The 18,641-nt window shown below is 68.9% G+C and carries 18 protein-coding genes; 9 read left to right on the top strand and 9 right to left on the bottom strand.

The genetic code is table 11. The annotated features are described in order from the left end of the window. Nucleotides 1-2: 2 nt before the first annotated feature. Together AC0IZJ_RS22890 and AC0IZJ_RS22885 are read right to left on the bottom strand one after the other, a co-directional pair. Nucleotides 3-557 (bottom strand): HPP family protein, encoded by a 555-nt coding sequence (locus tag AC0IZJ_RS22890; RefSeq protein ID WP_471853875.1) that lies wholly within the window; start codon nucleotides 555-557, stop codon nucleotides 3-5. A gap of 76 nt (nucleotides 558-633) precedes the next feature. After that, nucleotides 634-2,013 (bottom strand): cation:proton antiporter, encoded by a 1,380-nt coding sequence (locus AC0IZJ_RS22885; protein WP_471853874.1) that lies wholly within the window; start codon nucleotides 2,011-2,013, stop codon nucleotides 634-636. Nucleotides 2,014-2,230: 217 nt separating this feature from the next. On the opposite strand from AC0IZJ_RS22885, the gene AC0IZJ_RS22880 reads away from it, so the two are divergent. The 6 genes from AC0IZJ_RS22880 (at nucleotide 2,231) to AC0IZJ_RS22855 (ending at nucleotide 8,725) form a co-directional block, all read left to right on the top strand. After that, nucleotides 2,231-2,482, top strand: a complete 252-nt coding sequence (locus AC0IZJ_RS22880; RefSeq protein WP_471853873.1) for a type II toxin-antitoxin system Phd/YefM family antitoxin — start codon at nucleotides 2,231-2,233, stop codon at nucleotides 2,480-2,482. After that, the gene (locus tag AC0IZJ_RS22875; RefSeq protein WP_471853872.1) at nucleotides 2,482-2,979 is read left to right on the top strand and encodes a PIN domain-containing protein; all 498 of its coding nucleotides are present in this window, start codon (nucleotides 2,482-2,484) and stop codon (nucleotides 2,977-2,979) included. Before AC0IZJ_RS22880 ends, AC0IZJ_RS22875 begins: the two co-directional genes overlap by 1 nt. Before the next feature lie 144 nt (nucleotides 2,980-3,123). Then, complete coding sequence (locus AC0IZJ_RS22870) at nucleotides 3,124-4,650, top strand: tryptophan halogenase family protein (protein ID WP_471853871.1); 1,527 nt, start codon at nucleotides 3,124-3,126, stop codon at nucleotides 4,648-4,650. Nucleotides 4,651-4,823: 173 nt separating this feature from the next. Then, the gene (locus AC0IZJ_RS22865) at nucleotides 4,824-5,609 is read left to right on the top strand and encodes an SDR family NAD(P)-dependent oxidoreductase (protein WP_471853870.1); all 786 of its coding nucleotides are present in this window, start codon (nucleotides 4,824-4,826) and stop codon (nucleotides 5,607-5,609) included. Between the two features lie 21 nt (nucleotides 5,610-5,630). Beyond that, complete coding sequence (locus tag AC0IZJ_RS22860) at nucleotides 5,631-6,128, top strand: GyrI-like domain-containing protein (RefSeq protein ID WP_471853869.1); 498 nt, start codon at nucleotides 5,631-5,633, stop codon at nucleotides 6,126-6,128. 194 nt (nucleotides 6,129-6,322) lie between these two features. Further along, nucleotides 6,323-8,725 (top strand): hybrid sensor histidine kinase/response regulator, encoded by a 2,403-nt coding sequence (locus AC0IZJ_RS22855; protein WP_471853868.1) that lies wholly within the window; start codon nucleotides 6,323-6,325, stop codon nucleotides 8,723-8,725. Between the two features lie 24 nt (nucleotides 8,726-8,749). On the opposite strand, the gene AC0IZJ_RS22850 is transcribed toward AC0IZJ_RS22855, so the two are convergent. After that, nucleotides 8,750-9,730 (bottom strand): extracellular catalytic domain type 1 short-chain-length polyhydroxyalkanoate depolymerase, encoded by a 981-nt coding sequence (locus tag AC0IZJ_RS22850; protein ID WP_471853867.1) that lies wholly within the window; start codon nucleotides 9,728-9,730, stop codon nucleotides 8,750-8,752. A 4-nt stretch (nucleotides 9,731-9,734) separates the two neighbouring features. After that, on the bottom strand, nucleotides 9,735-10,055 hold the full coding sequence (locus AC0IZJ_RS22845) for a DUF2789 family protein (protein ID WP_471853866.1): 321 nt from the start codon (nucleotides 10,053-10,055) through the stop codon (nucleotides 9,735-9,737). A 236-nt stretch (nucleotides 10,056-10,291) separates the two neighbouring features. Here AC0IZJ_RS22845 and AC0IZJ_RS22840 point away from each other — a divergent pair, with 236 nt between their 5' ends. The 3 genes from AC0IZJ_RS22840 (at nucleotide 10,292) to AC0IZJ_RS22830 (ending at nucleotide 14,801) form a co-directional block, all read left to right on the top strand. Further along, nucleotides 10,292-12,925 (top strand): TonB-dependent receptor, encoded by a 2,634-nt coding sequence (locus AC0IZJ_RS22840; protein ID WP_471853865.1) that lies wholly within the window; start codon nucleotides 10,292-10,294, stop codon nucleotides 12,923-12,925. A 113-nt stretch (nucleotides 12,926-13,038) separates the two neighbouring features. Next, entirely contained in the window at nucleotides 13,039-14,013 is a 975-nt protein-coding gene (locus AC0IZJ_RS22835; protein ID WP_471853864.1) for a diacylglycerol/lipid kinase family protein, read from the top strand. After that, complete coding sequence (locus AC0IZJ_RS22830) at nucleotides 14,010-14,801, top strand: metallophosphoesterase family protein (protein ID WP_471853863.1); 792 nt, start codon at nucleotides 14,010-14,012, stop codon at nucleotides 14,799-14,801. The genes AC0IZJ_RS22835 and AC0IZJ_RS22830 overlap by 4 nt, the downstream gene beginning before the upstream one ends. 81 nt (nucleotides 14,802-14,882) lie before the next feature. Here AC0IZJ_RS22830 and AC0IZJ_RS22825 read toward each other — a convergent pair whose 3' ends face one another. The 5 genes from AC0IZJ_RS22825 to AC0IZJ_RS22805 all read right to left on the bottom strand — a co-directional run bounded on the left by AC0IZJ_RS22825 (nucleotide 14,883) and on the right by AC0IZJ_RS22805 (nucleotide 18,616). Next, on the bottom strand, nucleotides 14,883-15,656 hold the full coding sequence (locus AC0IZJ_RS22825) for an energy transducer TonB (protein WP_471853862.1): 774 nt from the start codon (nucleotides 15,654-15,656) through the stop codon (nucleotides 14,883-14,885). An 18-nt stretch (nucleotides 15,657-15,674) separates the two neighbouring features. Continuing rightward, complete coding sequence (locus AC0IZJ_RS22820; RefSeq protein WP_471853861.1) at nucleotides 15,675-16,130, bottom strand: ExbD/TolR family protein; 456 nt, start codon at nucleotides 16,128-16,130, stop codon at nucleotides 15,675-15,677. After that, nucleotides 16,127-16,549: an ExbD/TolR family protein gene (locus AC0IZJ_RS22815; protein WP_471853860.1), complete on the bottom strand. Its 423-nt coding sequence runs from the start codon at nucleotides 16,547-16,549 to the stop codon at nucleotides 16,127-16,129. Before AC0IZJ_RS22815 ends, AC0IZJ_RS22820 begins: the two co-directional genes overlap by 4 nt. 12 nt (nucleotides 16,550-16,561) lie before the next feature. Next, the gene (locus tag AC0IZJ_RS22810; RefSeq protein WP_471853859.1) at nucleotides 16,562-17,365 is read right to left on the bottom strand and encodes a MotA/TolQ/ExbB proton channel family protein; all 804 of its coding nucleotides are present in this window, start codon (nucleotides 17,363-17,365) and stop codon (nucleotides 16,562-16,564) included. A 126-nt stretch (nucleotides 17,366-17,491) separates the two neighbouring features. Further along, a complete protein-coding gene (locus AC0IZJ_RS22805) occupies nucleotides 17,492-18,616 on the bottom strand; it encodes a sigma-54 interaction domain-containing protein (RefSeq protein ID WP_471853858.1) in 1,125 nt (374 codons plus the stop codon). Nucleotides 18,617-18,641 lie beyond the last annotated feature (25 nt).

Below are 18,641 nucleotides of genomic sequence, written 5' to 3'. Positions count from 1 at the left end.
GGCTAGTACCAATACAGCGGATACACCCGCCGGCAGGCCCGGTGGTACAGCACCGCCACCGCCACCATCGCCAGCGCACCGAACAGCGTCGGGAAGAACAGGAAGCTGAGCTTGGGCGCGACCAGGAAGACGATGACGGGGTTGGAGCCGGCAGGCGGGTGCATGCAGCGCGTGAGCATCATCAAAGCGCAAGCCACCCCCGCCGCCAGGGCCAGGGCCCACCAGGCCTGGCCGAACAGCGCCAGCGCCGCGAGGCCCACGGCAGAGCAGATGAAATGACCGCCCACAACGCTGCGGGGCTGCGAGAAGTGCAGCTCCGGGAAGGTGAACATCATCACCGCCGTGGAGCCGAACGAGCCCAGCGCCAGCAGCAGGCCGAGGTTGAAGGAGCTGAAGGCCAGCACGCCGATGGCGAGGCAAACCCCGAAGCAGGCGATGGCACCGAAACGCAGCGTGTAGCCGGGCGCCGTCATGGTGCTCGGCACGGCATCGGTGCGCCTGCCCGTAGGCGCGGCCTCGGGCGCCCGCGCGATGGCGCTGGGGGCAAGCTCGTTCATGGGTCTCCTCGGTAGCCGGTGCCAGGTCGGTGCGTAACCGCCTGGCCGCTGACAAAGCAGGTTCCGGACCGGCCCGTCAGGCCGAGCTGCCTGCCGGTGCGCCGGCCGTGCGACCGTCCGGCACGGCTCCCAGCTCGCCCGACTCGCGCGCCTTGCGGCCATAGAACAGCTCGAACAGCGGCGTGGCCATCATGGTGGTCACCACCGCCATCAGCACCAGCATCGAGAACAGGGCCGGGCCGATGATGCCCTTCTGCAGGCCGATGTTGATGATGATGAGTTCCATCAGGCCGCGGGAGTTCATCAGCGCGCCGATGCCCAGGGCGGTGCGGTTGTCTTCACCGGCCAGGCGGGCCGCCACGTAGCAGGCGCCGAACTTGGCCAGCACCGAGGCCGCGAGCACGCCCAGGGCGATCAGCAGCAGGTCGACGGAATTGATCATGTCCAGGCGCGTGTTCAGGCCCGAGTAGGTGAAGAACATCGGCAGCAGCAGGATGACCGTGAGCGGCTCGACCTTCTTCTTCAGCTCGGCGGCGAACAGGCCGCGCGGCATGACGGCGCCGAGGATGAAGCCGCCGAAGATGGCGTGGATGCCGACGGCGTCCATGACGAAGGCGGAGACGCAAAAAGCAATCAGCGTGATGCCGAGCACGGTGTGGCTCATGTGGCCGTCGCGCTCGACCATGCGGCCCAGCGGCGCCAGCAGCTTCGTGCCGAACAGCATGACGAAGGCCGCCCAGATGACGCCGCCGCCGATGGCCAGCACGGCCACGCCGGGGCCCGCGCCGAAGGCCGCCAGCACCAGCGCGAGAACGCACCAGGACACTGCGTCGTCGAAGGCGCCAGCGGTCAAAGCGAGCGTGCCCAGCGAGGTATGGGCCAGGCCCTGCTCGTTGATGATGCGGGCCAACATGGGGAAGGCGGTCAGCGCGATGCAGGCGCCCATGAAGAGCGTCGCGTTGGCCACCGAGATGCCCTCCGCAAACAGGCCCGGCACGGTCAGCAGCAGCGGCGTGATCAGGAAGGCGATGAAGAAGGGCGCTGCGATGCCCGAGACCGACACGCCGATGGCGCTCCTGGCTTTGGTGGCGAAGTGGTCCAGCCGCAGCGTGGTGCCGACCAGGAACATGTACAGGCCCACGCCGAGCTGGGCGCCGGTGTACAGCACGTTCTTCATCTCCTTGGGGAAGATGGCGGCCTGGATGTCGGGGAAGAACAGCCCCAGCAGCGACGGGCCGAGGATGACGCCGGCGATCATTTCGCCGACGACCTGGGGCTGGCCCAGGAACTTGCGGCCGGCCCAGCCGACGACGCGGCAGGCCAGCATGATGAGGGCGAGCTGCAGGAAGAAGTGGATGCTGAAGTCGCCCGGCGCGTACGTCTGCGCGGCTGTGGGAGCCGCCGCGCCATGCTTGGCGAACACGTCGCCGAGGATGGCCATCAAGTTGAAATCCATGAACTGCCTTTTTTGGTTTTTTACGGTTCTGCCGTACGCCAGCCGCCCGAAGCGCGCGACGACAACGTTGTCTCCAGCTGAATCGCGCTGACACGACCTGCTGCAACGCACTGTGCCAGCGGGCATTTCGATGTCCATTGGGTCGAGCAGACACGAACCTATGTACCTACTCACCGATTGTGGCGACGAAGGTACGTAGGTACATTACGCCTCCACGATGAAGCTCCTCTCCAGCCGCGAGTTCAACCGCGATGTCAGCATCGCCAAGCGCGCCGCGCAGGCCGAGCCGGTGGTCATCACCGACCGCGGCCAGCCCACCCATGTGCTGATGAGCATCGGCGAATACCGCCGCCTGACCGGCGAGGGCGAAAGCATCCTGGAGATGCTGGCCATGCCCGAGGTGGTGGCCATCGACGCCGCCGACGCAGCATCCGACGGCGCCTGGGACCACCGCGAGGCCATTGACTGATGTTCCTCCTCGACACCGGCATCGTGCTCGAACTCCGCAAGGCCAAGGCCGGCCCCGCTGACGCCGGGCTGATGGCCTGGGCGGCCGGCATTCCGCGGCAGAAGCTTTTCATCTCGGCGCTGAACCTGCTGGAGATCGAGAACGCCGCCGCCCGCCTGGGCCGCAAGGACCGCGCGGCGGGGCTGGTGGTGCGGGAGTGGATCGACGAGCGCGTCACCCCGGCCTTCGAGGGCCGCGTGCTGGCGGTGGACGCGGCTGTCGTGCGCCGCCGCGCGCAGCTGCCCTACGCCAACACGCGCGACGGCCTGCTGGCCGCCACGGCGCTGGAACACGGCCTGACCTTCGTGACCCACCGCGTGTCGGCCTTCCGCGCCGGCCGCGTGAAGCTGCTCAACCCGTCCGGCTATGTGGCCGAGCCCAGCGACGAGGACGAGGACTGGGCCCACGGCACCCAGACCGGCCACCAGTGGCTGAAGAATCTCTACGTACGCGCATAGAAATGAAGCCCCTCGTCCAAGGCGTACCTTGGCCGGTCCCCCGAGGGGACGGCGATGCTTGCCGGGTCGACCGGCAAGCACATCGCCACGACGGGCCGGCTTGGGAGCGGCCCGGCGCTCGGCCCGAAAGCCTGAAGAACTGACATGTCAAACAAGAGACGCATCCTCATCGTCGGCGGCGGCACTGCCGGCTGGCTGACGGCCGCCTACCTGGCCAAGGCCCTGCGCCTGGCCGAGCGCGCCCACCTCGAGGTGACCGTGCTGGAGTCGCCCGACATCAGCAGCGTCGGCGTGGGCGAAGGCACCTTCCCCACCATCCGCAGCACGCTGCAGTTCCTGGGCATCGCCGAGTCCAGCTTCATCCGCGAGACCTCGGCGACGATGAAGCAGGGCATCCGCTTCGTCGACTGGGCCGAGACGCCCACCGCCGGCCGACACCAGCAGTTTTTTCACCCCTTCGAGGCACCGTTCTACGCCGAGGGCATCAACCTCGTGCCCTACTGGCTGCTGCAGGACGAGGCCAGGCGCCCGCCCTTCGCGCAGGCGATGACGCTGCAATACAAGGTGGCCGAGGGCCAGCGCGCGCCCAAGCGCGTGGGCGAGGCGCCCTACGCGGCACCGCTGAACTACGCCTACCACTTCGATGCCATCAAGCTGGCCCGCCTGCTGGCCGACCGCGCCCGCGAGCTGGGCGTGAAGCATGTGCAGGGCACGGTGACCGACGTGGCGCTCGACGCGCGCGGTGCCATCGCCCACCTGAACACGCCCCAGGGCCGCTTCGAGGCGGATCTCTACATCGACTGCTCGGGCTTTCGCGCCGAGCTGATCGGCAAGGCCCTGGGCAGCCCGTTCAAGTCCTGCCGCGGCCAGCTGTTTGCCGACCGGGCGCTGGCCTGCAAGCTGCCGGTCGATGCGCCCGACGCGCCGATGGAGAGCTGCACCATCGCCACCGCGCACGAGGCCGGCTGGCTGTGGGAGATCGGCCTGAACGGCTCGCGTGGCATCGGCTGTGTCTACAGCAGCAGCCACATGAGCGACGAGCGCGCCGCCGAGGTGCTGCGTACCTACTGCGGCACTGAAGACGTCGCCATGCGCAGCATCCCCTTCGCGCCCGGCTACCGCGAGCAGCAGTGGGTGAAGAACTGCGTCGCCGTGGGCCTGTCCGCCGGCTTCCTGGAACCGCTGGAATCGACCGGCCTCGTACTCATCGAAGCGGCCGTGGGCATGATTGCCGAGATGCTGCCGCACAGCGGTTCGATGGAGGCGCCGGCGCGGCGCTTCAACGAGCTGATGGTGGCGCGCTTCGACAACATCGTCGCCTTCCTGAAGCTGCACTACTGCCTGAGCAAACGTGAAGAGCCGTTCTGGCGCGACAACGCCGACCCGGCCACCATCCCCGAGCGCCTGGCCGAGCTGCTGGAGCAGTGGCAGCTGCGCCCGCCGGGCCGCTTCGACTTCGTGCTGGACACCGAGACCTTCGCCTTCTTCAACTACCAGTACATCCTGTACGGCATGGGCTTCAGCACCGACCTCAGCGCCGGCCGCGAGGACTTCACGCAGGTGGCCGAGGCCGACAAGCTGTTCGCCAAGATCCAGCGCTTTGCCGACCGGGCGCTGGTCGACCTGCCGAGCCATCGGGCGCTGATCGAGAAGATCAACGCGGTGAAATAGAGCCTCGTCCAGGCGCGCCCCCAAGCGCAGCCGACGGTCATGCGCGCCCAGCGCCGACCTGCCAGGGGCGCAGTCCTGCCGCCGACAACACAGCACCTGCGGAAATTTTTCCACTGCCCGTGTCGAAACCGGCGACCGTCGCTCGTCGTCGGATGTGTGCAGGGAGGTGCTTGATGTTGCTCCAGGACAAGGTGGCCGTCGTGTACGGCGGCAGTGGCGCCGTCGGTGGCGCGGTGGCGAGGGCCTATGCGCGCGAAGGGGCGCGGGTCTATCTGGCCGCGCGCAACCGGGGCCCACTGGAACGGGTCGCCGCAGAGATTGCGGCGGGCGGTGGCCGGGCCGAGGTGACGATGGTCGATGCGACGAACCCCGTGGCTATCCAGGCCCATCTCGACGCCGTGGTTGCCGCCGCAGGGCCGGTGCGGCTCATGTTCAACGGGGTGTCCTGGGCGGACACGCAGGGCTCGCCCATGGCGGACATGGGCTTTGAGGCCGTGTTCGAGCCGGTCCGCTTGTCGATGCTCAGCTGGTTTCACACCGGCACCCTCATGGCCCGCCACATGGGTCAACACGGCGGCGGCGCCATCGTCGGCATCACCGCGAACGTGGCGCGCTGGCCGTCACCCTCGATTGGCGGCTTCGGCATCGCTTGCGCGGCCGTCGAGCACTTCCTGCGCCAGTTGGGCATGGAGCACGGTCCTTCGGGCGTGCGGGTCTGCTGGGTGCGCTCGCCGGGGTCCCCCGATGCACCGGGCGTGCGCGACGTCTGGCAGGCGCAGGCCGACGAACGCGCCATCAGCTTCGAGGACCTGCATCGCGACTACGCCAAGACCACGCCGCTGCGCCGCATCGCCGGGCTGGCGCAGGTCGCCGATGCAGCCGTGCTGCTGGCCAGCGACCTGGCTTCGGCCATGACCGCGACGGTCGCCAATGCCACCGGCGGCGGCCAGATCGACTGAATCCACTGAGGAGAACACACCATGCTGACCTTGCCCCAGATCATTGAGCGGCCGGCCCAGGCCTATGCCTTCATGCGCTTCACGGTGCGCATGGAGGAGATGCTCAAGCCGGCCGACGAGGGCTTCCCGATCGTCTTCAAGACGTTGGCCGAGCAAGGCATACAGCCGATCGGCGCGGCCTTCTACAACTACCGCCGCATCAACATGGCCGAGACGCTGGACGTGGAGGCCGGCGTTGCCGTCGAGCGGCACGGCACGGCGACGGAACACGTGGAGTTCAGGACGCTGCCGGCGGGCAGGTTCGTCACGCTGCGTTGGCACGGGCACCCCGACAAGCTGGAGGCGGTGACCGCCCTGCTGATCGGCTGGGTGCGGCTCACCGAACAGCCGCTCGACGTTGAAGAGCGCGCGGACGGCGATCATTTCGCCTGCCGGCTGGAGATCTACGAAACCGACCCCGCCGAACAACCCGACATGGAACAGTGGGTGACCGAGCTGGCATTCAAGCTCAAGGACTGACGGCGGCGAGCCACCCGCGTCATCGCAGCGGCGCACCGAACTGCTTCTCGGCAAACCGCCACACCGGCCTGCAGGCAGGTCACGGGCACATGTTTTGCCGCATGGCGCCCATGCAGTCGCCAGAGCCCTTGCCACCTCTCCCCCTGACGCGGATCCCGGCTGACGTGTTTGTCCGCCAGGTGCGGGACCACGCCATGTTTCTGATCGACCGGCAGGGACGGGTCGCCTCTTGGAACGAAGGCGTCCGCGAGGTGCTCGGCTGGGACGAGGCGGACTGGATCGGGCAGCCGGTGACGGTGGTGTTCACACCCGAAGAAGTGGCCGCCGGGGTGCCGGCTCAGGAGTTGCGCCAGGCCGAGCTCGACGGCCGCGCCGACGACTCGCGCTGGATGCTCAAGCGGGATCGTTCCCGTTTTTACTGCAACGGCAGCGTCACGCCGATCCGGGACACCGGCGGCACGGTCGTCGCCTTCCTCAAGGTGATGCAGGACGGCACGGGCCTGCGGCTTGCGGGCGAGGAATATCAGCGCGCGCTGGCCGCCGAACGTGAAGAGCGCGCCAAGGCCGACCGCGAGGCTGCCAAGCTGCGCGCCATCATCGATGCGATTCCCGACGCGCTGTACGTCGGCAATGCCGAAGGCATCACCGAATGCAACGCGAAGGGTCTGGCGCTGCTGGGCGCGACGTCGCTGGCGGACCTGCAGCAGCGCATCGGCGAACTCGGGGAGCGCTTTCGGGTGCGCTACGAACGAGACGGCCCGCTGGTGGAGCCCGAGCGCCTGCCCTTTGCGCGTGCCCTGAAGGGCGAGACCGCCATGATGGACACCTGGGCGACAAAGCCCAGCGGTGAAGACGTGCTGATCCGTGGCACGGCGGCGCCGATCCGCGTCGACAACGAGATCGTCGGCGCCATCGCCATCAACAGCGACCTGACCTACCGCGTCGAGATGGACGAGCAGCGCCGCGCGATCCGGGAGATGGCGAACCAGCTGCGCGAGCGCGAGGAAGAGTTCCGCGCGCTGGTGAGCGGCGTGCGCGACTACGCCATCTTCACCGTCGGCGTGGACGGCCGCATCTCGTCGTGGCACGTCGGGGCGCAGCTCATGAAGGGCTACACGGCCGAAGAGGCCATCGGCATGCCGTTCGCACAGCTGTTCACGCCGGAAGACCGCGAGCGAGGGAGGCCGCAGCACGAGATGGACGTGGCCGCCAACACCGGCGAGTACAAGGGCGAAGGCACCCGCCTGCGCAAGGGCGGCGTGCCGTTCGTGGCCGAGGTGGTGCTGACCGCGCTGCGCGGGCCGCGCGGCGAACTGCTGGGCTATCTCAAGCTGACCCAGGACATCACCGACCGCAAGCGCGTGGAAACGGAGCGCGACCAGACGCTGCGCAATGCGCAGGCGGCAAAGGTTGCCGCCGAACAGTCGAGCCGGGCCAAGGACGAGTTCGTGGCGACCGTCTCGCACGAGCTGCGCACGCCGCTCAGCGCCATCCTGGGCTGGGCGCAGGTGCTGCAGCGCCGGGTGCCGGACCCGGAGACGCTGAAGCACGCCATCGACGCGATCGCCCGCAATGCCGGCATGCAGGCCCGGCTGGTCGAGGACCTGCTCGACGTGAGCCGCATCGAATCGGGCCAGCTCCGCCTGGAGCTGCAACCCACCGACCCGGCCGTCATCGTGCGCGCTGCGGTGGACGCCATCATGCCGGCGGCCACGGCCAAGCGCATAGCCGTGACGATGGTTGCCGACCCTGACGCCGGCGTGTTGATGGCCGACGCTGCAAGGTTGCAGCAGATGGTGCTGAACCTGCTGAACAACGCCGTGAAGTTCACCCCGCGCGACGGGCGCATCGAGGTCGCGGTGCGACGTGAAGCCGACACGGTGGAGATTGCCGTGGACGACAACGGGCAGGGCATGGAGGCGGCCTTCATCGAACAGGCCTTCGAGCGTTTCAAGCAGCAGGACTCCTCCATGACCCGCCGCCATGGCGGCCTTGGGCTCGGCCTGTCGATCGTGCGTGAGCTCACCCACCTGCACGGCGGCAAGGTGAAGGCCCGCAGCGACGGGCCGGGCAAAGGCTCGACCTTCACGCTGTGCCTGCCCGCGCTCGCGCGCCAGCGCCAGTACGCAGCCGAAACCGAGCCGGCACTCGAAGGCATCGAGGCGCTCGAGAACGACGACCGCCTGAGCGGGTTCAGCCTGCTGCTGGTCGACGACGAGCCGGACGGTCGCGGCGCGGCGGCCTATGCCCTGCGCGTGGCGGGGGCCGAGGTGACCGAGGCGGGCAGCGCCGAGGAGGCGCTGGAGATCTTCCGTGAACGGCGGCCGCACGCCATCCTGAGCGACATCGGCATGCCGCTCGTCGATGGCTACGACTTCATCCGGCTGGTCCGCGAGATCGAGCATCCCGCCGGCCGCCACACACCGGCCGCCGCGTTCACCGCCTTCGCCCGTGCGGAAGACCGCCAGCGGGCCCTGGACGCCGGCTTCGAGATGCACCTGGCCAAGCCGCTGGAGCCGGCCGCCCTGGTTGAAGGCGTCGTGAAGCTGCTGCGTTCCAACGTGGGAGACACGACCGGCGAGCTCCGCAGCCCCTGAGGGCCCGGCGGCCCAGGTATGCAGTCAGGTGCTGCCGCGGGTCCGAACCGGCGCGCCGAACTGCTTCTCGGCGAAGCGCCACACCATGCGCGAGGCATCCGGCCCGTTGGCATCGCTGAAGCGCTGGCGCGCCGCACCGCCACTCCAGGCATGGCCCAGGCTGCCCACCTGCACCAGCGTGGCCACCAGCTCGCGCGAGCGCTTGAAGTGGGTCACCGTCATCGGATAGCGCTTGCCGCGCTGCTGCGCCAGCGGTGCGCCCTCGCGGGCACCGGCGGCCTGCGACCACATCTGCGCCGCCGCGCCGGCATTGCGGGCCGAGACGACGCCGTCGTCCTCACCGTGGATGACCATCAACGGCGGCCAGGCCTCGGCGGGCTCGGCCGCAGCATGCAGCGGATGTGGCAGGCGCCGGCCCTGCATCGCCCCGACTGCGGAGACCGTCGAGTGCGCCGCGCCGGGCGGCACGCCGGAGTGCATGGCCAGCGCCTTGAAGCGCTGCGGGTAGCGCGTGGCCAGCAGTGCCGCCATGCTGGCACCGGCCGAGAGGCCCGCCACGGCGGTGCGGTTGCGGTCCGCCGCGTAGAGCACGCTGACCTGATCGATGGCCCGCATGATCCACGCCGCCTCGCTGAAGGCGCGGCCGGACTGTGTGTCGAACCAGTTCCAGCAGCCCTGCGCATTGGCCAGGCGCGGCTGCTCGGGGTAGAGCACGAGGAAGCGCTCGCGCGCCGCGACCGCGTTCATGCGGGTGCTCTGCGCAAAGCTCTTCGGGTCCTGGTGGCAGCCATGCAGCATCACCATCAGCGGCAGCTTCTCGCCAAAGCGAACGCCGTCGGGGCGGAACAGCCAGTAGCGGCGCGGGCCGGACTCGGTCAGCACCGAGCCCATCAGCCAGCTGCCCGCGCCGGCAGGCGGTTTGCGCCGCTCACGCAGCGGCTGCGCGGCGCGCTGCAGCAGTTGGGCATTGCGGCCCAGCAGTGCCGCCCAGGTGGGCTGTTTCATCGGTTCACAGCCGCATGCTGGCGCCCGTGCCGGCCGCAGCGGCCGGGCTCGCGGGCTCGGCCTGAGTCAGGTTCTCCGTGGCCGGATGCTCGCGCAGCAGCGCGTTCAGCTCGTCGATGACGTGAACCCAGTCGCCGTCGTCCTGGTGCCACTGCTCGCGGATGAAGGCCACCTGGCTGGCGTTCCAGAACGGCGCCTCGGACAGGTTGAGCGTCTGCGGCAGCGGCCGGTTCTCAAGCACGAAGACCTGGATGTCATCCGTCGAATTGGGCAGGCCGAGCTGCGCAAAGAGGTCGGGCAGGTCGTGGTGGGTGGTGGTGTCCATCGGGGCATCCTTTCAAGGCTCAGCCACCTTAGGGCCCGGCGGCAGCCGGCGGTGTCAGCGGACGCCTCATCCGGCAAATCAGGGTGGTTTCCCGCGGTGCTGCGCCCACACCACGGCTTCAGAAATCGACATAGCAGCCGGCGAAAAAGCCATATCTGACGCATGTAACCGGTTCGTACCATGACCGGAAAGGCCCTGGGAAGGGCCGTATCCACAACTAAAGACCCGGAGACCCCATGCCCAAGAACCCCTTCACCCCGACCCGCCTGTGCCTGCTGATCCAGGCCGCGCTGCTGTTGCCGGCGGCCGCCCAGACGGCGCCGAATGACGGCGATGCCAGCAAGCTGGAGACCGTCGTCGTCAGCGGCATCCGTGCCTCCGTGCGCAAGGCGCTGGACACCAAGGAGGCGTCCAACAGCATGGTCGAAGTCATCGCATCGGAAGACATCGGCAAGCTGCCCGACACGACCATCGCCGAATCCCTGGCCCGCCTGCCCGGCCTGTCCGCCGGCAGCGACCGCGGCAACGCCAGCCAGATCGTCGCGCGCGGCCTGGGTCCGCGCTTCATCGGCGCGACGATGAACGGCCGCGAGTTCGCGTCGTCCGAACCCGACCGTGCAGTGCGCTTCGAGATGTTCCCGGCGGAATCCGTGTCGGGCGCCACCGTCTACAAAACGCAGTCCGCAGAGATCGTCGAAGGCGGCATCGCCACCAGCATCGACCTGCAGACCGTCTCGCCGCTGGCCTGGCGCGAGCGCACGCTGTCTCTGAAGGCGGACGCGCTCTACTACCAGCTCGGCAGCAGGATCGAAGGCGCCAAGAAGGTCGCGCCGCGCCTGGGGGGCATCTACGTCGACCAGTTCGGAAACCGCACGCTGGGCGTCGCGCTGGCCTTCAGCTACTACAACCAACCCTCTGTGGAGGACCGTGTCGACCACTGGGGCTTCAACGAGAACAACTCGGCCGACGTGACCGGCGACGGCAAGATCGACAAGACGCCCTGGGGCTTTCAGAACGGCGTGAAGAAGGGCACCAACAAGCGCGGCAGCGTGCTGGGCAAGATCGAGTTCCGGCCCAACAAGGACACGTCCTTCACCGCCGACATCTACTCCGCACGCTCCAACATCTACGAGCCCACGCTCACGCACGTGCAGGACGGCGTAGGCAACTGGGACGGCTGGCAGAGCGGCGCCTACAGCAAGGTCACGACCGATGGCGGCTACGTGACCGGCGCGACGGTGTCCGGCGTGAACATGAACACGCTGAACTCGCGCTGGAAGCAGAACATGAGCAACTTCGCCGCAGGCGTGAATGGCAAGTTCAAGCTCGACGGCTGGACGCTCGACGTCGACGTCGCCCGCTCCACCGCCGAACGCGAGACCGCCTGGTCGGCCGTGCAACTCAGCATGCTGCAGCCCGGCTCGGTGACCTGGAGCTTCCCGCGCGACGGCTCGATGACCTACGGCTTCAGTGCCGACACCGGCAACCACGCCGCCTTCTCGACCCATGTGTTCGAGCAATGGGGCCCGACCTACACCGGCAAGCTGGACGACTCGCTGAACTCGCAGCAGCTCACCGCCAGCCGCGCCGTGACGTGGGGCGACGTCAACAAGCTCAAGTTCGGCGTGCGCGCCACGCAGCGCGAGAAGTCCTATTCCCAGGTCTCGTGGAACTACGCCGCCGCCGCCATCCCGACCAGCGCCTTCCAGCGCGTCAAGGTCGACGGGCGGCCCGACTTCGTCGAACTGACGGGCAACTTCGATGAAGTGATCACCAGGCACTTCGGCGCCGCCGCACTCAGCGACGCCGGCCGCAGCCCGACCGATGCCAACCTGGTGCAGAACAACTGGCGGGCCGCCGAGGACAGCGCCGCTGCCTTCGTGCAGGCCGACCTGGGCGGCAGCGCCTTCGGCGGCCTGACCTACCGCGGCAACGTCGGCCTGCGCGCCGTGCGCACCAGCCAGACCGGTTACGGCATGGAGCAGCTCAACGGCGGCACACCCAGGGGCATCTCCAGCGGCACCAGCTACACGCGCGTGCTGCCCAGCCTCAACCTCATCCTCAACCTCGACGCGGATGACGTGAACCAGCTGCGCTTCGGCGTCTCGCGCGCCATGTCCCGCGCACCGCTGGACGTGATGAACGCCGCGCACACGGTCACGACCGACCCGAACAACGTCAACCCGACGACGGTCTCGGGCGGCAACCCGCAACTCAAGCCCATGATGGCCAGCCAGGTCGACCTGACGTTTCAGCGCTTCTTCGACAAGGACAGCCTCGTCTCCGTGGGCATGTTCTACAAGAAGATCAGCGACTACATCGGCATCGCCTCGGTGGCGGGCACCTTCGAAGGCAAGCCGGCCTTCTACACATCCCAGGTCAACCGTGACGGCGGCCACGTGCAAGGCATCGAGCTGGTCTACCAGCAGGCCTTCACCGCCCTGCCCGCGCCCTTCAACAGCCTGGGGCTGATGGCCAACTACACCTACACGGACAGCAACATCAAGGAGAACGCCGACCGCAGCGGCGCGACCTTCACGCCCATTGCCACCAATGGCCTGATGAAGAGCAACGGCGGCCTGACGCTCTGGTACTCACGCAACGGCTTCGAGGCCCGCCTGGCGGCCAACCACCACTCGGCGTACAACCGCGCGCCGACCTGGGACTCCACAGAATTCCTGCTCAACGGCGCCGAGACCTGGGTGTCGGCCAACGTGTCGCAGCAGGTCACCTCGCAGCTGCAGCTGCGCCTGGGTGTCGAGAACGCGACCAACCAGCGCGTGACCTACTCCAACCCGTTGACGCCGCTGCGGCAGTCGAACTTCCAGTTCGGCCGTCGCTTCAACGTGGGCCTGACCTACAAGATGTGAGCGCAGGGCCGCTGCCCTCCCGGGGGGCGGCCATCACCACCGCGCCTGTCGGACAAGCGCGCGTTGTGCGGCGGCTTGACGAAGCATGCGGGTCGGGCGGCTATGGTTGCGCCATGCCCGCCACCCTCCAGCCGCTGTTCGTCGTCTTCAACCGCGCCTCGGGAGCGGGTGACCGCGACGAGGTCGGGCCGGCCGTCGAGGCGGCCTGCGCCGCTGCCGGCCGTCGCTGTGAGTTGTTCCCGGTCGAGCAGCCTGGGCGCTTGGATCAGATCGCCGGCCAGGCCCTCCGCCGTGCCCAAGAGGCCAACGGCATCGTCGTTGCCGCCGGCGGCGACGGCACCATCAACGGCGTGGCCCAGGCCGTGCTCGGCAGCGGTTGCCCCTTCGGCGTGCTGCCGCGCGGCACCTTCAACTACTTTGCCCGCACCCACGGCATTCCCACCGAGCTGGACGCCGCGCTGCGCGTGCTGTTGACCGAAGGCGCCGTGCCCGTGCAGGTCGGGCTGCTGAACGGGCGCGTCTTCCTCGTCAACGCCAGCCTGGGCCTCTACCCCCAACTGCTGGAGGACCGCGAGGCCTGGAAGCAGCAGTTCGGGCGCAGCCGGCTGGTCGCGTTCGGCGCGGGCATCGTCACCCTCTTGCGCGGCCACCGCAGCCTGCGCCTGACCGTCGAGTACGGCGGCCAGTTCCGCCAGGTCCGCACGCCAACGCTCTTTGTCGGCAACAACGCGCTGCAGATGGAGCAGGTCGGCCTGCCCGAGTCGCGCGCCATCGACGCCGGCTGCCTGGCCGGCATCATGCTGAAGCCCGTCGGGCGCCTGACCTTGCTGGCGCTGCTGGCGCGCGGCGCCTTCGGCCACCTGGGCGAGGCGAGCGAGGTGCAGAACTTCGCCTTTCGCCGCCTGACCGTGAACGCACGCGCCCTGGGCGCCCGGCGCATCAAGGTCGCCACCGACGGCGAGGTGCTGTGGCTGCCGCTGCCGCTGCGCTTCGAGGTGGCGCCGCAGCCCCTGATGCTGATCCGCCCGCCCGGGCTGGCACCGGAGCGGCACGACGCGCGGGCGGCCAACGCGGAGGCCGGCGCATGACGGTCGTGCTGCAGGTCTCGGACCCTCACTTCGGCACCGAGCGGCCCGTGGCCGTGGCGGCGCTGGAGCGCTTCTGCCAGGAACTGCGCCCCGACCTGCTGCTCGTCACCGGCGACATCACGCAGCGCGCCCGCGCCGACGAGTTCGCACGCGCCAAGGCCTTCTTCGACAGGCTCCACGTGCCGGTGCAGCTGGTCATTCCGGGCAACCACGACATCCCGCTGTTCAACCTCTTCGCGCGGGTGTTCCAGCCCTACGGTCGTTACGCCCGTGCGTTCGGCCCGACGCTGGAAGGCGAGTTCGAGCGCGACGACCTGCTGGTGGTCGCCATCAACACCACGCGCCGCTGGCGGCACAAGCACGGCGAGGTGTCCCACGCGCAGACAGCCCGCGTCGCCGAGCGCCTGGCACGGGCCGGGCCGCAGCAGCTGCGCCTTGTTGCCGTCCATCAGCCAGTGGCAGTGACGAAAGAAGTCGATGTGAAGAACCTGCTGCGGGGCCACGAGCATGCCGTGCGGCGCTGGGCGGATGCAGGCGCCGACGCCATCCTGGGCGGCCACATTCATCTGCCCTATGTGCTGCCGCTGCACGGGTTGCCGCGGGCCGTTTGCGCCGTGCAGGCCGGCACCGCGCTGAGCAATCGCGTGCGGGGTGGCATCTCCAATTCGGTCAATGTGATCCGAACGGGCCCCGGTGGCAGCGGCGTGGTGGAGCGTTGGGATCTGGACGAGGCGGTGGGCGCTTTCGGGCTGGTGAAGTCGACGGTGATTGCGGGTGGCAGCACCTGATCCCGCAAATCCCTACCGTGAACCAAACGGGACTCTGCACGGGTCACCGGCGGCCTGAGCCCGGTTTCTCGGGCTTCCGGTTCACGAAAAGATCACCGGCAGCGAGACCTGCACTTCATCCGCACCCCCGGCCGCGCAGCGCATGCGCTTGACCGCTGCCTGCACGTACTTGTGGTACTCCTTGGGGCCGGTCAGGGTCGCCACGTCGATGACCTGATTGCCGCGGATCTTGATCAGCGTCTGCACGGTGCCCTTTAGGCCGACACGCTCGATGGCTTCCTCCAGCGCGGTGGCCAGCACGGCTTCATAGCCGGGGCAGGCGAGGCTGATCTCGCGCTTGATGACCGGGGGTGCGGCGGGCGGCGCCGGCACGGGCACCGGGGCCGGCGCGGCGGCCACGACGACCGGCTCCTTCGGGACCGTGGCCTGCACCGCCTGGATGGGCGGCGGCGGCGCGACGATGGGCACCACCTCGGGCGGCGGCACATAGGCAGGCGGTGGCACGACCTTCTGCACCGGCTCGATCTTGACGACCTTGGGCGGTGGTGGCGGAGGCGGCGGCGGCGGCAGTACCTCCGGCAGCAGCGCCATCTCGATGGGCTTCTTGATGGCTTCGACGGCCTTGGTCGCGAGGCCCGTCGTCAGGGCATAACCCAGCACGACATGCAGGCCGACGACGACGGCGATGCCGGTGCCGCGGTTGGCGCTGGCCGGCGGCTTGAGCTGGGAGCGCAGCGGCGCGGTGGCGGGCAGGGCCAGCGGCGGCGGCAGGTGAGGCTCAAGCCTGCGCGGCGCCGGGCGGGTGTCGTCCAGCGTCAGGCCGCCGGAGATCCCTGGAGTAAGGACTGCACTCATCGTGATCTCTCCTGCTGCTTACTGATCGTCGAGAAACTGCTCGCTGCCGGTCACGCCGAGCTTGGTGAGCCCGGCCTGGTGAACGGCCGTCATGACGAGGGCGAAGCGGTCGTACCTGGCGCCGGGCTGCGGACGCACATGCACCTCGGGCTGCACGCTCTGCTGGCCTGCGGCGGCCAGGCGGGATCGCAGCGTCGCTTCATCGGCCACAGCTTCACCGTTCCACAGCAGCACGTCACCGGGCGCAATATCCAGCCGCACGACCTCGGTCGGCGCGGGCGGCGGCGCGCTGGGCGGGGCGATGGGCAGGTTGAGGTTGACGCTGTGCAGTTGCACCGGGATGGTGATGATGAGCATCACCAGCAGCACCAGCATCACGTCGATCAGCGGCGTGGTGTTGATGTCGGGCACGGGCAGGGCCGACGTGATCTGGCGGCGCGCGCGGGCCGCCTTCTTCAATGGTGAGGCACTCATGGCGAACGGGCCGGCGGCTCGGTGATGAAGCCGACCTTGGCGATGCCGGCGCGCTGGGCGGCCAGCAGCACACGGCCGATGGGGGCGTAGTCGCTGCCGGCGTCGCCGCGGATGTGCACCTCGGGCTGGGGCTGTTGTTGCGCAATGCCCTTGAGCCGCTCGAAGAGCGCGTCCTTGCTGGCCACGGGCGCGTCGAACCAGTAGAGCCTGCCCTCGCGGGACACCGTGATGACGATGTCCTTGGGCTGGCTTTCGCGCACCTCGTTGCGCTGGTGCGGCAGCTCCACGGGCACCGAGAAGTTCACGACGGGAATAGTGATGAGGAAGATGATGAGCAGCACCAGCATGACGTCGACGAGCGGCGTCGTGTTGATGGACGAGACCGCCTCGTCGGCGCCCTGGGCGAACTGGATGGCCATGACGCAGCCGCCTCAGGCCAGCGCCGGGCTGAGGCCGGCGGCATGCCGTGGCTGCTCGGTGGCGGCGTGCTCTTCAGGGCCCGAGCCCGAGCCGAGCAGCACGGAGTGCAGCTCGCCGGAGAAGTCGCGCACGTCGTCCAGCACCAGGGCATTGCGGCGCAGCAGCGCGTTGTAGCCCAGCACCGCCGGCACGGCGACGAACAGGCCGATGGCCGTCATGATGAGCGCCTCGCCCACCGGGCCGGCCACCTTGTCGATGGAGGCCTGGCCGGCCACGCCGATGGCCGTCAGCGCGTGATAGATGCCCCAGACCGTGCCCAGCAGGCCGACGAAGGGCGACGTGGAACCCACGGTGGCGAGCAGGCTCAGGCCGGTGGAGAGCTGACGTTGCACGCGCTCGGTGGCGCGGTGCAGGGAGAGGTCCACCCAGTCGGCGAAGTCGACCTTGGCGCGCAGGCCGTGATGGCGCTGCGTGGCTTCCAGGCTGGCCTCGGCGATGTAGCGGTAGGGGCTCTTGGGCGACAGCTTCTCGGCGCCCGCCTTGACGGTGCCGGCGTTCCAGAAATCCTTCTGCGCGGCGCGCGACTGGGCACTCAAGCGGGCCTGCTGAAGCAGCTTGGTGATGATGACGTACCAGCTGCCCGCGCTCATCGCGATGAGGGTGAAAAGCACGGCCTTGGTGACGGCGTCGCTGTTCGTCCAGACGGACGCAAGGCCGTAGGGGCTGTCTCCACCGCCCTGGGCCTGGGCGGCGGTGGCGATGAAGGTCAGGGCGAGCGACGCTGCTGCGCGGCGGGCAAAGGTGGTGGAGTTCATCGGTGTGGTGAAAGAGATCTGAAGAACCGGTTCAGTGTGCGCAGCGCCTGCCGGCGCAAGAACTAAGCATTTCGCGTTTGCTTATTTAGCGCACTGTCCGCATCGAAGCACCTGGCGAGACGTCGCTCAGGCCGCAGCGTGGATGCGCTCGTCCTGATGGTTAGACTCGTGTGCCAGCTGCTGCTGCGGGCCGCTGCCCACGCGCGCCGGCGGCAGCATGTCCAGCCGCTTCAGGTGGGTGCGCAGCACATTGCGCGTGATGCCCAGCAGCGCCGCCGTGTGAACCTGGTTGTGGTGGCAGTGGCGGTAGGCGGCGCGGATGAGTGCCGTCTCGACACGCGCATGCAGGGCCTGCGGCGCCTCGTCGAAGAGGCGCTCGAAGACCCGCTCCAGCACCTCCTCCTCGTCCACCGGCGCCGGCACTGGCGCCGGCGTTTGATGCGGCCGTGCGACGGCATGCAGCTGCAGGTCTTCGCGCACGATGCGCGCGTCGCGGCAGATGATGAGGGCGTAGTGGATGACGTTTTCCAGCTCGCGGATATTGCCGGGCCAGGCATAGGCCAGCAGCGCGTCGCGGGCGTCGGGGGCCAGGCGCACATCAGTCAGGCCCAGGCGCTTGCTGTAGACGCCGATGAAATGCTCGGCCAGCGCCAGGATGTCGCCCGGCCGCTGTGCCAATGGTGCGAGCTGCAGCGTGGCGACGCTGAGGCGGTAGTAGAGGTCGGCGCGGAAGTGGCCGGCCGCCACGGCCTGCTCCAGTCGCACGTTGGTGGCGGCCACAAGGCGCACACGCACGTCGATGGCCTTGCGCGAGCCGATGCGCACGACCTGGCGCTCCTGCAGCACGCGCAGCAACTTGACCTGCACGGCGGGCGGCAGGTCGCCCACTTCGTCGAGAAAGAGGGTGCCGTCGGCGGCGGCTTCGAACCAGCCGGCGCGAGCGCTGGTGGCACCGGTGTACGAGCCGGCCTCATGGCCGAAGAGTTCGGCCTCGACAAGCTGCTCGGTGAAGGCGCCGCAGTTGACCGCCAGGAAGGGGCCGCGGCGGCCACTGCAATGGTGGATGTGGCGGGCGATCAGCTCCTTGCCGGTGCCGGTCTCGCCAACGATGAGCACGGTCGCGTCACTGGCTGCAACGCGCTCGGCCTGGGCCAGCAGCGCGCGCGAGGCGGGGTCGTCGAACACCAGCGCCTTGGCCCGGATGGACAGGACCTGATGCTGGGAATCTGGGAAGGTGAGCAGGCGGGTCATTTGCCGGCCACTCTAGGCAGGCCCG

It is taken from the genome of Roseateles sp. AC306 (genome assembly GCF_979253795.1).
The sequence above is the reverse complement of the archived record's forward strand: the minus strand, read 5'-3'. Positions and strand labels throughout refer to the sequence as shown.